The following is a 13,866-nucleotide window of genomic DNA, read 5'->3' as shown; positions in this document are numbered from 1 at the left end:
CGGCGATGCAACATTCATTTCTTGATCGGTTTTCCCCCTATTTACTGCTGGTACTGACGATTCTGTTCTGGGCAGGTAATTTTAATTTGGCGCGGGCTATCCATGCCGATGTGCCGCCGTTGGGCTTGTCGTTTTGGCGTTGGGCGGTGGCGGCGTTGATTTTGTTGCCGTTTGCGTGGTCGGCGATGCGCGGGGCGTTGCCATTAGCGCGAACGCACTGGCGGTTGGTGCTGGCGTTGGCAACGTTGGGTATCGCGGGTTTTAACAGTTTGGTGTATGTCGGTTTGCAAACGACGACGGCGACCAATGGGGTGTTGCTGCAATCGGTTACGCCGATCACGATGATTTTGCTGGCGGGCTTGGTGTTGCATGAGAAAAGTAACGTGTGGCAGTGGTTGGGTATCGGGGTATCGTTGGTGGGTGTGTTGGTGATTATTACCAAGGCCGATTGGCAGGTGGTGCAGCAGTTGGCATTTAATCGCGGTGATATGTGGATTGTGTTGGCGACGTTAGATTGGTCGTTGTACACCGTGTTGCTGCGTAAATTGCCCAATGGTTTGAAGGGGATGCCGATTTTGGGGTTTACGGTGAGTCTGGGTGCGTTGGTGATTTTGCCGCTGTATATGTATGAAAGCATGACGTTTCAGACCATGCCATTCACGACGTTGAGTGTGGCGAGTGTTGCGTATGTGGCGGTGTTTCCGTCGTTGTTGTCGTATATGTTTTGGAATCATGCCACGCAACGCTTGGGTGTGAACCGTACCGGGCAGTTTAGCCATTTGATGCCGGTGTTCGGAATTTTGTTGGCGACGCTGTTGTTGGGGGAACGCTTGCAGTTTTACCATGCAATCGGGATGATATTGGTAGCTGCTGGGATTTTGCTGGCAAACAAGAAAAGGATTTGATGTGGATAAGCAACGCATTGTGAAGATTTTTGCGGTATTGGGCGAACCCACCGATAACCGCCCTTGGCGCGATTATTCTGGTTACGGGCTGACGGCGGCGGATGCGCCGACGCTGGTGGAGTTGGTGGCGGATAACAGTTTTGTGGAAAGCGAGGGCGCGGATTATTGGGTGCCGTTGCATTCCTGGCGGGCGTTGCTGCATTTGATGCCTGCGGGCTTGCATGAGCTGATTGGCATTTTTGACGTGGTGGCGGAAGACGATTGGGCACTGGATGAAATTCCAATGGTCGTGGCGGCTGCTTGTGATGCGGCACTGGATCCGCTGTTGGATTATGTGTTGGATAAGCGTAACGATGAGTTTGCGATTCCGCTGGCGTTGCAGTGTTTGGTGGAAACCGGCAAGCGCCACAGCAAGTTGCGTAAGCCGGTGATTGAGCGGCTGGTGTATGCCTTGCAGCATTCGGCAGCGCGGGATTACGGTTTGCGCGGGCTGATCGTGGCGGAGTTGGTGGCGTTGCGAGCGGTGGAGGCGATGCCTGCGATTCGGGTGGCGTTTGCGGAAGATCAGGTGGATTGGACGGTCAGCGGTGACTTGGAAGACGTGGAGCTGGGCATGGGCTTGCGTACTAAACGCGATACGCCGCGCCCTAGCTATAAGGTGGAAGAGGACGACAATGATGATGATGAAGACGAGGATGATGCGCCGCTGGTGGAACAGGTGATTCGTGCCGAGCCGAAGATTGGACGGAACGAGCCGTGCCCGTGCGGGAGCGGCAAGAAGTATAAAAAGTGTTGTATGCAATAGGGGACTATAAGAATGGCTTACAGTGGTAACACCGGGCTTACTCGGATTATCAAAGCAGCGCAATATTCGTGGCAAGGTTTCTGTGCGGCTTATAAGCATGAAGAAGCATTCCGCCAAGAAGTGTGGGTTATGGCACTGGCTTTTCCATTGGCGTTATCGTTCGGTGAAAACGGGGTGGAAAAAGCTTTAATGATAGGCAGTGTTTTACTGCTATTAATTGTGGAATTGCTGAATTCTGCTGTGGAGGCGGTGGTCGATCGTACCGGCATGGAGCGTCATAAGCTCTCTGGGCGGGCGAAGGACATGGGGTCGGCGGCGGTAACGATTGCGATTTTCAATGTCATTATCACTTGGGGATTCATGCTTTCTTGATCTAAGTCAATTTGAGTGCATTAGGCGCACCATGCCCCGCTGAAGTGCGCGTTTTCACACAGTATCAACGTTTTCTTATCCCGTTTTTTACTGTATGCTTATATTACATTACAGTGTTTTTATTTTTTCAATCTTGTTAATACAGAGGGCAAACGATGGCTCATAGTGCTGCACTCTCTTCAGAGCAATACAACTATGATATCGTGAAGAAATTCGCGATAGCTTCAATTATCTGGGGTATCCTCGGCATGACTGCCGGTGTGTATATCGCGTCAGAACTGGCTTGGCCGTTTCTGAACTTCGATATTGCCCAGATCACTTTCGGGCGTTTACGTCCGCTACACACCAGCGGTGTTATCTTCGGTTTCGGTGGTAATGCGCTGTTTGCAACTTCTTACTACATCGTACAACGTACTTGTCAGGCGCGTCTGGCGGGTGGCACATTCTGGCCGAACTTCACCTTCTGGGGTTGGAATGTGTCGGTTTTGGTTGCCGGTTTGCTCTATTTGCAAGGTTTCACACAAGCCCGTGAATACGCTGAGCCTGTTTGGTTCGTTGACCTCGCGATCACCGTGGTTTGGGTGACTTACTTCTTGATTTACACTGTTACCCTGATGAAACGTAACCAACCACACATTTATGTGGCTAACTGGTTCTTTATGTCATTCATTCTGGCGACGGCGTTATTGCATATTTTCAATAACTTGGCAGTGCCCATCAGCTTGACTTCTCCGGTTTCTTACAGTTTGTTCTCCGGTGCGCAAGATGCTATGACACAGTGGTGGTACGGTCACAATGCGGTAGGCTTCTTCCTGACAGCAGCATTTTTGGGAATGATGTATTACTTCGTGCCTAAGCAAGCAGGTCGTCCGGTTTACTCCTACCGTTTGTCCATCATCCACTTTTGGGCGTTGAGCTTCATGTACATGTGGGTAGGTACTCACCATCTGCATTGGACCGCAATCCCTGACTGGACGTCTACGCTGGCTGCGACTTTCTCTATCATGCTGTTAATGCCATCTTGGGGCGGTATGATCAACGGTATCATGACCCTTTCTGGTGCATGGGACAAACTGCGTACTGACCCGATCATGATGTTCATGATTACCGCATTGTCTTTCTACGGCATGTCCACGTTTGAAGGTCCGATGATGTCATTGAAGAGCGTTAATGCGCTGTCACATTATACCGACTGGACAGTTGGTCACGTGCATTCCGGCGCGTTGGGTTGGGTAGCTATGATCACTTTTGCTTCGTTCTATCACATGGTACCGCGTCTGTGGAACACCACCTTGTACAGCGTGCAATTGGTTTATACGCATTTCTTCTTGGCAACCATTGGTACCATTCTGTACATCACTGCGCTGTGGGTATCCGGTATCGGTCAAGGTTTGATGTTGCGTGCTTTCGATGAATACGGCAATTTGGCGTATACCTTCGTTGAGACGGTAGCGTTCATGCATGGCCCGTATGTAGCGCGTGCAGTCGGCGGCTTGTTCTTCTTGTCGGGTATGTTGTTGATGGCTTACAACATGTATATGACCATTGCACGTGCGAAACAGGAAGAAGGTGTTCCTGCTACTGCTGCTGCTCAAGCATAATCGGGGAGAGTTGAGATATGTTTAAACATGAAAGTATCGAAACCAATTCAGGGCTATTGATTGTTCTGACCCTGGTTGCCATCAGTATTGGTGGTTTGGTGGAAATCGTCCCGTTGCATTACATCAATGAGACTGTGGAGGATGTGAAGGATCCACAGACGGGTTTGGAAGTGGTACGTCCTTACACGCCACTGGAACAACGTGGTCGTGACGTTTACGTGCGTGAAGGTTGCTACCTTTGCCATTCGCAGATGGTGCGCCCGTTCCGTGATGAAGACTTGCGCTATGGTCACTACTCATTGGCGGCTGAATCTAAATACGATCATCCATTCCAATGGGGTTCCAAGCGTACTGGCCCTGATCTGGCGCGTGTGGGTGGTAAGTATTCTAACGAATGGCAGGTTCAGCATTTAACCGCACCGCGTTCAGTCGTGCCTGAGTCGATTATGCCTAATTACCCTTGGCTGAAAGAGACGGATTTGGATTTGTCCGATCTTCAAGACCGCATGGTGGCGTTGAAGCGGGTGGGTGTGCCCTACTCACAGACCACGGTTGAATACGAAGATAACGTGAAGCGCTTTGGTGAAGAGGTCGCTAAGAAACTCGATCTCAATCAAGCAGAAGCTAACTTGATCGCGCAAGCGCAAGCAGGTAACTACGACGGCAATTCTTCTAACATCAGTGAGATGGATGCCTTAGTTGCTTACTTGCAAGTGCTGGGTACGATGGTTGACTTTAAAAAGTTTGATGAAGACCACTTCATTCAATTCCGTTAATTTTCTGTGCTACTGGATAGTAGCCTCTGTTGACTAAGGTGAGGATCAAATGCTGACAGATTTTTGGACGTGGATATTGGATATGGGTAATAGCAAGACCGTTGCATTACTGATCTTTTTTACGACGTTTGTTGGCATTGTCATCTACAACTACTCCAGCCGCAGACGGGGCGAAAGACTTGAGTCTTATCGCTACCTGCCGCTGATGGATGAAGATGAAGCAGATAAGCGCGTTAAAGCAGCAGAGGCGGCTTCCCAAGCAAAAGGTGAGAAATAGTTATGGCTACTCCTGTTAAAGACCCCTTGACTGGCGCAGAAACGACTGGTCACGTTTGGGATGATTCGTTGCAAGAATTCAATAATCCGCTGCCACGCTGGTGGTTGTGGACATTCTACGGCACGATCATTTTTACAATTGTTTATTGGATCATGTACCCGTCTTGGCCAATCGGTAAAACTTACCTGAAGGGCATTGGTAATGACATTACCTATAAGACTGATGCTGGCGAAGAAAAAACGACCCATTGGAACATGCGTGCGCTACTGGCTCATGACATGCAAAATGGCACGGAAGCGATCAAGCAGCAAGAATACCTTGCTAAAGTTGGTGCGGCATCTTACCAACAGATTGCGCAAGACCCGGATATGTCTTCTTTCGTGCGTTCTTACGGTGTAGGGATGTTCGGTGACAACTGTGCGGCTTGCCATCAGTCTGGTGGTCAAGGCGTTGTTGGGATGTACCCGAATCTGGTGGATGACGATTGGTTGTGGGGTGGTGACACTACCACCATCGAGAATACATTGCGTTATGGGCGCATGGGTTACATGCCCGCGTACAGCAAGACGTTTGACGAAACACAGTTAAATCAAGTGGCAAATTACGTATTAACGTTGTCTGGCGAGCCAGCGGTGGATGTAACAGCCGCTGCTGAAGGCGAGAAGATTTTCCAAGGCAATACGGGTGGGTGCTACATGTGCCACACCAAAGAAGGCAAAGGAATGCACGCGCAAGGTTCTGCTAACTTGACTGACAAAGTTTGGACAATTGCTAATGTACCAGCCGCAGAAACGCCTGAAGCTAAATTGCAAGCGATTAAAACGCTGGTGCACAACGGCGTGAAACGTCAAATGCCAGTATTCGGTAAAGACGGTCGCAACTTGTCTGACACTGAAATTAAGGTATTGGTTGCTTACCTGCAACAGATGTCTGGTGGCGTTGGCGCACAGTAAGGCAAGCTGTTTTCATGTACGCTAGAGGCCGGATTTGTTCCGGCCTTTTTGCGTTATGAACTGTTAATAAACAAACGGATACACAAGCGGTTTCCTCATGAAGATTCGCGAAAATTATTCCCTGCAAGCACTCAATACGTTTGGCTTGGCGGCAAAAACCCGTTATTTCTGTACCTTGCATACATTGAGTGGGGTGCGCACGCTCATGGCTTGGCAACAGGAACACCCGGATTTGCCCCTGTTGTTTCTGGGGGGCGGCAGCAATATGCTGTTCGTCAATGATTACCCCGGTTTAGTGGTGCAAGTGCGCTTGGAAACCTTGGAAGTATTAGGGCAGGACGACAATTACCATTATGTACGCGCCGGAGCGGGCAATAACTGGCACGAATTTGTGCAATGGACGATTGCACAAGGCTTTGCAGGGCTGGAAAATTTATCGTTAATTCCGGGAACCGTCGGGGCTGCGCCAATGCAGAACATTGGGGCGTATGGCGTCGAGCTGAAAGACCACGTGTATGAAGTGCAAGCCTTGGACTGGCGCACCGCCGAAATCCGCGATTTTAGTGCCGAAGAATGCCGTTTTGCGTACCGTGATAGCTATTTCAAATCGGTAGAACCGGAGCGCTGGTTGATTGTGGCTGTGGTATTCCGTTTACCGCGTCAGCCGCAATGGAAAATTGATTATGCCGGGGTCAAAGAATTATTGGACGGTAAAACCTTAAATGCGCGTTTGATTAGTGACGCTATCATTCAGATTCGTCAAAGCAAATTGCCTAACCCCGCCGAAATCGGTAACGCTGGCAGTTTTTTCAAGAACCCGTTGATTGCGACAGCGCAATGGGTGGCACTCAAAGCACAATTTCCTGATATACCGGGTTGGCCGCAGTACGATCAGGTGAAAACATCAGCGGGTTGGCTGATTGATCAATGCGGCTGGAAAGGCAAGCGCAGCGGTGATGCCGGTACTTACGCCAAACATGCATTGGTATTGGTGAATCACGGCAATGCCACGGGCGCTGAGGTGTGGGATTTTGCCCAAGCGATTATTGCGTCGGTGCAGGATAAATTCGGGATTACCTTAGAGCCTGAACCACGGGTGATTCGTTAAGGGCGAAACCGTGTACGCCCTTATTTCAACCACTGCTCGACAACTTTGAGCAGTTCGTCTTGTTTGACGGGTTTTGCCAAATAATCATCCATGCCCATTTTTAGGCAGCGTTCGCGATCACCTTTGAGTGCGTTGGCAGTCATGGCAATCACCGGAATATGCTGCTTGATGATGCCCTCTTTTTCCCATTTGCGGATGTAGCGGGTCGCGGTGTAGCCATCCATTTCCGGCATATTGATATCCATCAGCACCAGTTGGTAAGGGCGATTGCGCAGGGCTTTGAGTGCCGATTTGCCGGTGGTGACGTGATCCACGTGAATATCGAGCTTTTCTAACATGGTGACAGCGATCAGCGCGTTGACTGGGTTGTCTTCGGCTAACAAAATCGCAGGCTCGACCGATGCGACTGATTTCAAGACGATATTCGGGAAAGGTGGCGCAGTTGTGGATTTTGATGTGGATTGATGATCAAGCGCATGACGCCGTAACGTATCCAGCAATACATCCCGTAAAGTGATGGAACGCACGGGTTTGGTAACGGCGGCCTGCACGCCCGCTTGTTGTTGTTTTTCTAGTGAAATGCCGTAAGAGGTAAGCATCACAATCGGGGTTTGCTCATGGCGGTTATCACTGCGGATGGCTTTGGCTAGGGCGATACCGTCCATTTGCGGCATAAACCAGTCCAGCAACATGAGGTCGATTGGTCGTTGTTGGGTGATGGATTCTTCCAGTTTGTGCAAAGCATCATGCCCATTGCTGACGATAATGGCTTCGGCTTTCCAAGCTTGCAGGTAATTTTCCAGAATACGTCGATTGGTTTCATTGTCATCCACGACCAAGATCCGGCGGCCTTCCAAGTGGTGCTGAGCGCTGCCGAATGCATGATTTTCGGTGACAGGGAAGGCGATTTCAAACCAGAACGTGGTGCCCTGACCGGGAACGCTTTCTAGTCCAAGCCTCCCGCCCATCATTTCGGCGAATTCGCGTACAATCGTCAAACCCAAGCCGGTGCCACCGTAACGCCGGTTGATGGAAGCATCGACTTGTACGAACGATTCAAACACGCTTTTTTGCATAGCGAGCGGAATGCCAATGCCAGTATCACGAACTTCAAAGCGTAGCAAGGCTTTGTCATTGCGGATTTCCAGCAATTCCAAGCCCGTGTACACTTCGCCGCGTTCGGTAAATTTGACGGCATTGCCCACCAGATTCATCAACATTTGCCGTAAGCGAGCCGGGTCGCCTTTAACACGTTCGGGGATGTTTTCGGGAATGTAGCACTGAACTTCGAGATTTTTCTCCTGCGCCATGGTAGACATAATGCTGCTGATATTTTCTACCAATTCGCGCGGGGAAAATTCGATAATTTCCAACTCAATACCGCCCGCTTTGAGTTTGGAAAAATCCAAAATATTGTTAATCACATCCAGCATGACTTCGCAGGAGGCATACGCAGTATCCACAAATAATTTCTGACGCGGATCCAGTGTCGTGTCTTTCACGATTTCCAATGAACCCAAAATACCGTGTATCGGTGTGCGTAATTCATGACTCATGTTCGCCATGAAGCGGGTTTTTTGTTCGGATTTGTGCAAGGCATCGATGCGTTGTTCGGTTTCAGCTTTGAGATCGTCGTACAGTTTGCGCATTTCCTGCGACGATACCTCCAAGGAACGTTCCAATAAATATTGTGCGTCGCTGGTGCCAGTGTAGGAAAGATCGATCTGGTGCAGAAAATGCTGCCATTTGTTTGGATCGTCTGGCAAACCGTGTTGGAGCAAGCCGCTGCGCTTTAATTGTTTTTGTAAGCGCTTGTGGAGAGGTTTAACTTCCTTCATGCATCACCGTTAAGGTCATGGTTTCATTGTGCAGGCAGCAATGCCCGCCGAATGCTGTGGGCGCTAATTCACCATAAGAGTAAAAGCCAAGCTGTTGACTGCCCGTGGGCAAGTTCTCCAACGTGGCTTCCAATTCTTGATCAGTATCATCGCCCATGATGAGCTTGCGTCCTGAGCAACTGATGGTGAGCGCGAATACAGGGGTTTTGGGCGGTAGTCGATTGGCTAAGCTGCGCGAGGCTATTTCTGCACCATCCAGCAAATTGTCAAAACTGCCATACATCAATTGAGCGCTATAACCCTGTGGAATATCTGCTACAAACCCTAAGCTATTATCGGCTTCATTGATTGACACCACGGTACGCACCACGTAATGATCTTTGGTGTGGTTCCAGATAGCCAACGGGAAGTGCAAGGCGGTCGCGGGTAGGTTGTCAGCGTGTCCCCCAAGGTATTCTTTATAAAGCTGTAGGGCAGGACGACCGTCAATTTCATACAAGGTATTGCCTGCTGAGCGGGTAATTATGCGCTCAGGGCCAAAAGGCTTGAAGCCGTCACGTGCGTAGCTGGTAAAGACCAGTTCTTTGCCATAAAAACCAACGCCAGAAACACGCATTGAGGTAGCTTGCCCTTGGTACAAGATCCATGTGGATAAAAACTGCATATTGTCACTGGCTAAGCCACCGACGATGGTAACGTTGGCTTCATCAACAACCGAAGCCAAGCCACGAATTAATTCGCTGCCATTGGTGTTAAGACCATCGGTCAGAACGAAAATACCTTTAAGATCCGGTGCATTTAGGTCAGTGGCAATTTGCTGACCCGCTTGAAAAGAGTGGTCTATATGCGGCAATTCAGCACTGGCAAAGGCTAGGCGCGTCGTCTTAAAGCGAATAACGCCTACCACCAAGGCGTTTTCAAGCAGATGCTCATTGAAAATACCGGCAATGGTGGAACAACCTGCGATCACTGACAGCGGATAATGATCATGTAACTGTTTTATAGCGGTTTGATACTGTTTGCTATCGGGAGGGCTAAATATCAGCACCAATGTTTGGGGTGAATCAACTTCAGGCAAGGGTTTGTACCAACCTGTCGCCTGTGTAAAAAAGCTTAATGTAACTTGCACGGTCGTTTCCCCCGGATGTGCATTGTATTATTTTAATCTATTCTATTTGACTAAAATAATATCATAAGCTTGCCCATGATTACCCTACCATTTGTCGGAACGGTTGAACCTAGATAAGGCTATGGCTATACTTTCTTTATTATCTCTATGGAATTCACGGCCTTCTTGACTACTACAACTACTGCTGCAACGGAAAGTGACAGGCACACCGTTCAGTTCGAGCTTGAACCTGCCAATACCGAGCGTTTAATGAACTTGTGTGGTCAATTTGACCAACATCTGCGTCAGCTAGAGCACCGTCTCGGCGTTGAACTGAGCAATCGTGGCAATTTGTTTCAGATTACCGGAACCCCGCTGACCACACAATTAACCATCAACCTATTGCACGACCTTTATCGTGAAACGGTTGAAACCGTTCTCAGCCCGGAAAGCATCCATCTGTTTCTGCAAGAAGCCAATCTCGACAAGGTGCAAGCCAATACTGGCGACGATGTACGCATTCGCACCAAGCGCGGTTACATCAAACCCAAAGGTTCAGCGCAAAGTCAGTACATCCAAAATATCCGCACCCACGATGTCACGTTTGGTATTGGCCCTGCGGGTACCGGCAAAACTTGGCTGGCAGTGGCGTGCGCGGTCGAAGCGTTGGAGCGTGACGAAGTGCGGCGTTTGGTGCTGGTACGTCCAGCGGTGGAAGCGGGGGAACGGTTGGGTTTCTTGCCGGGTGATTTATCACAAAAAATTGACCCGTATTTGCGCCCCATGTATGACGCTTTGTACGAAATGATAGGCGTCGAAAAAGTCAATAAGCTGATTGAGCGCAATGTCATTGAAGTCGCGCCGTTGGCTTACATGCGCGGGCGTACTTTGAATGATGCGTTTATCTTGCTGGATGAAGCGCAAAATACCACCACGGAACAAATGAAAATGTTCCTGACCCGCTTAGGGTTTGGCTCTTCCGCTGTGATTACGGGTGATATTACCCAGATTGACTTGCCGCGCCATCAAACGTCCGGCTTGCGCCAAGCGGCTGAAATTCTTGAAGATGTTAAAGGCATCAGCTTTAACTGGTTCAGCGGGCGTGACGTGGTGCGACACAAACTGGTGCAAAAAATTGTGGCAGCGTATGAGGGTTTTGAGCGGAATCGCGCCTCATGAGCTTGGAACTCGATATTCAAAACCCGGAAGCTTACGCGACGGTTCCTGCCGAAGCCGATTTGTCACGCTGGGCGCAAGCGGCATGGCACGAAGAAGCCGAAGCCGGTGTGGTGGTACGCATCGTCAATGAGGCCGAAAGTCAGGAACTCAATCGCGCTTACCGGGACAAAGACTACCCGACGAACGTATTGTCGTTTCCTTACGATGCGCCCTCGATTCCAGAGGATGACGATGACATCGAATACCTCGGTGATCTCGTCATTTGTCTGCCGGTGGTCGAGCGTGAAGCCACCGAACAGGGCAAAACCGTTACCCAACATTGGGCGCATTTGCTGATACATGGCTTGTTGCATTTACAAGGTTATGACCATATAACGGACACCGAAGCAGAAGAGATGGAAAGTTTAGAAACCGCTTTGCTGCTGAAACTCGGCTTTCCCGACCCTTATCACTAATCCCCAGAGGACCAATGAAAACTGACATAGGTGACTCGCGACCTCGACCGCGATGGAAACAATGGTTAATTAACAAACTCGATCTTACTTCCCAAAGTCGGGAAGATTTGATGGACGATTTACAACGGGCTAACGAAAAAAACCTCCTGCCGGGGGAAACGGTGGGGATGTTGCAAGGCGTGCTGGAATTTGGTGCGCTCCAAGTACGCGATATTATGGTGCCACGTTCCCAAATCAATTTCATTTACCACGAAAATAATTTTACTGAAATTCTTGCTCGTATTGCCGCAACCGAACATTCGCGCTATCCCGTGGTGGATGAAGACCGTGATGATTTGGTGGGGGTGCTGCTGGCAAAAGATTTACTCAAATACAGTGGGCGCGAACAAGAATTTAAAATTGACGATATTATTCGTCCTGCCTTAATTGTTCCCGAAAGCCAACGCTTGAATCGATTACTCACTGAATTTCGTAAAACCCGCAACCACATGGCGGTGGTGATTGATGAGTACGCCGGTATTTCCGGGCTGGTAACGTTTGAAGACGTGTTGGAGCAAATTGTCGGTGAAATCGATGATGAGCACGACGATGAGGAAGACGTTTCCACCAACATACAACCGCAAGACGACGGACGTTTCATTGTGGAAGCCATGACCCCGATTGATGAATTCAACGAGACCGTCGGCACAACATTTGATACTGAAGCGTTCGATACGATTGCGGGCATTGTGATTCATGAATTTGGCAAAATTCCACGTCAAGGTGAGGAAGTGGTGTTGATGGGCTGGTTGTTTCGGGTGTTGCTCAGCGATTCGCGGCGTATTTTACAGATGGAAGTGTTGCCTCACACCGAAAATTCATGTTCTGAGCAAATGCCTGCGCTATAATCCGCTCACATTTTGTTGCGCTGGATATTCTGATTATGTTGTCTTTCCGTAATCCCAACGACTCCCTTTCGCTGTCCGATTACCTGCTGGCTCTGCTGGCAGGTGCGTCCATGGCGCTGTCATTTGCGCCGCTGGAGTGGCGTGTATTTGCCTTTTTTGCCCCCGCTGTATTGTTTTGGCTGAATCTGAAACCGATGCCAACTAAGCAACGGTTGCGCTTGGCTTGGACTTTCGGGGTGGGGATGTTTGCGGGCGGTGCGCACTGGATTTATGTCAGCATCCACTTTTTTGGCGGCGCAAATTCCTTTATTGCAGCCTTCATGGTCGCCATTTTTGTGGTGATTATGGCGCTGTTTTTGCTGGTGTTCGGCTGGTTGGCGGGATATACCACGCGTTTGCCGCAGGCCGTGCGTTTGTTGGTAGCGTTTCCGGCTATTTGGGTATTGAACGAGTGGTTTCGCGGTTGGTTTTTGACGGGGTTTCCGTGGTTGCAACTGGGTAACAGTCAGATTGATACTTGGCTGGCACATTATGCACCGATTATGGGGGTGCTAGGCGTCAGTTGGTTGGTCGCTTTGGGGGCTGGTTTATTGGTTTTATTGGCGATAGGCACGCCGCGTGAACGGATTATTGCCGGTGTATTAGCCGTGGTGACGGCGGCAGGCGGTTTTGGCTTAGGGCAGGTGCGTTGGACAGAACCCGCTGGCGAACCTCTGTTTGTCAGTATGTTGCAAGGAAATGTTGATCAATTGACCAAGTGGTCACGTGAATTCCGCAATGATAATATTCAAGCGTATTTGAATTTAATGGATGGGGATAAATACCCTAATGTTGAATCTTCGCATGTGGTGATTTGGCCGGAAACGGCGCTCGCTGATTTTTTTCCGCAGTCCATGGATGTGATGTTGCCGTTACAGGATTGGGCGCGTGAAGCGAAAGCTGATGTATTGGTCGGTGGTTTTCACGTCAACCGGGAAACCGAAGCGGTGTACAACGCGGTGATGACAGTGGGCGGCGAACGCGATGTGGAAGTTTCCGTCAATACCGGCGAACATGTGTATGCGAAGCAACACCTTGTGCCATTCAGCGAATACATTCCTTTGCTGAAATACCTGCGGTTTTTGGAACAGATTATTCGTTTGCCGTATGACAATGTGACAGCGTGGAAAGGCACGAATACCCTGATGGTAGCGGGTCAGCCGATGCGCCTGTCGGTGTGTTACGAAGATGCGTATGCGGAAGAAATGATTGCAGGATTGCCAGAAGCGACCATGTTGGTAAACGTCAGTAACGATGGCTGGTTTACCGGCTCGATTGAACCGGCACAACACGCTGAAATTGCGCGGATGCGGGCGTTGGAAACCGGGCGTTACCTATTACGCGCCACCAATAACGGGGTCAGTGCGATTATTGATGACAAAGGTAACGTGACCGCCACCGCAGCGCCGCAAATAGCGACAGTGATTAGCGGTTATGCGACCCCGATGCAAGGTGCAACGCCGTATGTGCGTGTGGGTAACTGGCTGATTATTCCATTGATGTTTATACTGCTGGGTATTGCGCTGCTGATGAGACGCGGCAAGTTTGATTAAGATAAGGAAT

At 49.7% G+C, this 13,866-nt stretch carries 13 protein-coding genes and 1 pseudogene; 12 read left to right on the top strand and 2 right to left on the bottom strand.

Annotated features, from left to right (window positions below; translation table 11 throughout):
* Window positions 1-5 precede the first annotated feature (5 nt).
* The 8 genes and pseudogenes from L3K52_14145 to murB all read left to right on the top strand — a co-directional run bounded on the left by L3K52_14145 (window position 6) and on the right by murB (window position 6,797).
* Complete coding sequence (locus L3K52_14145; protein ID UOG91327.1) at window positions 6-905, top strand: DMT family transporter; 900 nt, start codon at window positions 6-8, stop codon at window positions 903-905.
* Window positions 906-1,614: 709 nt separating this feature from the next.
* Window positions 1,615-1,710 (top strand): annotated as a pseudogene (locus L3K52_14140) (SEC-C domain-containing protein).
* A 12-nt stretch (window positions 1,711-1,722) separates the two neighbouring features.
* Window positions 1,723-2,082, top strand: coding sequence for a diacylglycerol kinase (locus L3K52_14135; GenBank protein ID UOG91326.1), 360 nt, complete (start codon window positions 1,723-1,725; stop codon window positions 2,080-2,082).
* Window positions 2,083-2,237: 155 nt separating this feature from the next.
* Window positions 2,238-3,683 carry a cytochrome-c oxidase, cbb3-type subunit I gene (gene ccoN, locus L3K52_14130; GenBank protein ID UOG91325.1) on the top strand — a complete coding sequence of 482 codons (1,446 nt, stop codon included), beginning with the start codon at window positions 2,238-2,240 and terminating at the stop codon, window positions 3,681-3,683.
* 17 nt (window positions 3,684-3,700) lie between these two features.
* Window positions 3,701-4,459 (top strand): cytochrome-c oxidase, cbb3-type subunit II, encoded by a 759-nt coding sequence (gene ccoO, locus L3K52_14125; GenBank protein ID UOG91324.1) that lies wholly within the window; start codon window positions 3,701-3,703, stop codon window positions 4,457-4,459.
* A 49-nt stretch (window positions 4,460-4,508) separates the two neighbouring features.
* Entirely contained in the window at window positions 4,509-4,736 is a 228-nt protein-coding gene (locus tag L3K52_14120; protein UOG91323.1) for a cbb3-type cytochrome c oxidase subunit 3, read from the top strand.
* Window positions 4,737-4,738: 2 nt separating this feature from the next.
* The gene (gene ccoP / locus L3K52_14115; protein ID UOG91322.1) at window positions 4,739-5,689 is read left to right on the top strand and encodes a cytochrome-c oxidase, cbb3-type subunit III; all 951 of its coding nucleotides are present in this window, start codon (window positions 4,739-4,741) and stop codon (window positions 5,687-5,689) included.
* 97 nt (window positions 5,690-5,786) lie between these two features.
* Window positions 5,787-6,797, top strand: coding sequence for a UDP-N-acetylmuramate dehydrogenase (gene murB / locus L3K52_14110; GenBank protein ID UOG91321.1), 1,011 nt, complete (start codon window positions 5,787-5,789; stop codon window positions 6,795-6,797).
* Window positions 6,798-6,817: 20 nt separating this feature from the next.
* On the opposite strand, the gene L3K52_14105 is transcribed toward murB, so the two are convergent.
* Both L3K52_14105 and L3K52_14100 read right to left on the bottom strand, forming a co-directional pair.
* The gene (locus tag L3K52_14105) at window positions 6,818-8,635 is read right to left on the bottom strand and encodes a response regulator (protein ID UOG91320.1); all 1,818 of its coding nucleotides are present in this window, start codon (window positions 8,633-8,635) and stop codon (window positions 6,818-6,820) included.
* Window positions 8,622-9,764, bottom strand: a complete 1,143-nt coding sequence (locus tag L3K52_14100) for an FIST C-terminal domain-containing protein (GenBank protein ID UOG91319.1) — start codon at window positions 9,762-9,764, stop codon at window positions 8,622-8,624. The genes L3K52_14105 and L3K52_14100 overlap by 14 nt, the downstream gene beginning before the upstream one ends.
* Before the next feature lie 249 nt (window positions 9,765-10,013).
* On the opposite strand from L3K52_14100, the gene L3K52_14095 reads away from it, so the two are divergent.
* The 4 genes from L3K52_14095 (at window position 10,014) to lnt (ending at window position 13,856) form a co-directional block, all read left to right on the top strand.
* Window positions 10,014-10,922, top strand: coding sequence for a PhoH family protein (locus L3K52_14095; protein UOG94012.1), 909 nt, complete (start codon window positions 10,014-10,016; stop codon window positions 10,920-10,922).
* The gene (ybeY, locus tag L3K52_14090; GenBank protein UOG91318.1) at window positions 10,919-11,377 is read left to right on the top strand and encodes an rRNA maturation RNase YbeY; all 459 of its coding nucleotides are present in this window, start codon (window positions 10,919-10,921) and stop codon (window positions 11,375-11,377) included. Before L3K52_14095 ends, ybeY begins: the two co-directional genes overlap by 4 nt.
* 110 nt (window positions 11,378-11,487) lie before the next feature.
* Window positions 11,488-12,264 carry a CBS domain-containing protein gene (locus L3K52_14085; GenBank protein UOG91317.1) on the top strand — a complete coding sequence of 259 codons (777 nt, stop codon included), beginning with the start codon at window positions 11,488-11,490 and terminating at the stop codon, window positions 12,262-12,264.
* 35 nt (window positions 12,265-12,299) lie between these two features.
* The gene (gene lnt / locus L3K52_14080; protein UOG91316.1) at window positions 12,300-13,856 is read left to right on the top strand and encodes an apolipoprotein N-acyltransferase; all 1,557 of its coding nucleotides are present in this window, start codon (window positions 12,300-12,302) and stop codon (window positions 13,854-13,856) included.
* Window positions 13,857-13,866: the final 10 nt, after the last annotated feature.

Source organism: Candidatus Thiothrix sulfatifontis (genome assembly GCA_022828425.1).
Classification (GTDB): Bacteria; Pseudomonadota; Gammaproteobacteria; order Thiotrichales; family Thiotrichaceae; genus Thiothrix; species Thiothrix sulfatifontis.
This window is presented reverse-complemented; position numbering and strand designations above follow the sequence as displayed.

Excerpts from the sequence above, each read along its gene's own strand:
- murB (UOG91321.1), top strand. The coding sequence starts at position 5,787 with ATGAAGATTCGCGAAAATTATTCCCTGCAAGCACTCAATACGTTTGGC.
- L3K52_14095 (UOG94012.1), top strand. The coding sequence starts at position 10,014 with ATGAACTTGTGTGGTCAATTTGACCAACATCTGCGTCAGCTAGAGCAC.
- ccoN (UOG91325.1), top strand. The coding sequence starts at position 2,238 with ATGGCTCATAGTGCTGCACTCTCTTCAGAGCAATACAACTATGATATC.
- L3K52_14105 (UOG91320.1), bottom strand. The coding sequence starts at position 8,635 with ATGAAGGAAGTTAAACCTCTCCACAAGCGCTTACAAAAACAATTAAAG.
- ybeY (UOG91318.1), top strand. The coding sequence starts at position 10,919 with ATGAGCTTGGAACTCGATATTCAAAACCCGGAAGCTTACGCGACGGTT.
- L3K52_14120 (UOG91323.1), top strand. The coding sequence starts at position 4,509 with ATGCTGACAGATTTTTGGACGTGGATATTGGATATGGGTAATAGCAAG.
- ccoP (UOG91322.1), top strand. The coding sequence starts at position 4,739 with ATGGCTACTCCTGTTAAAGACCCCTTGACTGGCGCAGAAACGACTGGT.
- L3K52_14135 (UOG91326.1), top strand. The coding sequence starts at position 1,723 with ATGGCTTACAGTGGTAACACCGGGCTTACTCGGATTATCAAAGCAGCG.
- ccoO (UOG91324.1), top strand. The coding sequence starts at position 3,701 with ATGTTTAAACATGAAAGTATCGAAACCAATTCAGGGCTATTGATTGTT.
- lnt (UOG91316.1), top strand. The coding sequence starts at position 12,300 with ATGTTGTCTTTCCGTAATCCCAACGACTCCCTTTCGCTGTCCGATTAC.
- L3K52_14145 (UOG91327.1), top strand. The coding sequence starts at position 6 with ATGCAACATTCATTTCTTGATCGGTTTTCCCCCTATTTACTGCTGGTA.
- L3K52_14085 (UOG91317.1), top strand. The coding sequence starts at position 11,488 with ATGGACGATTTACAACGGGCTAACGAAAAAAACCTCCTGCCGGGGGAA.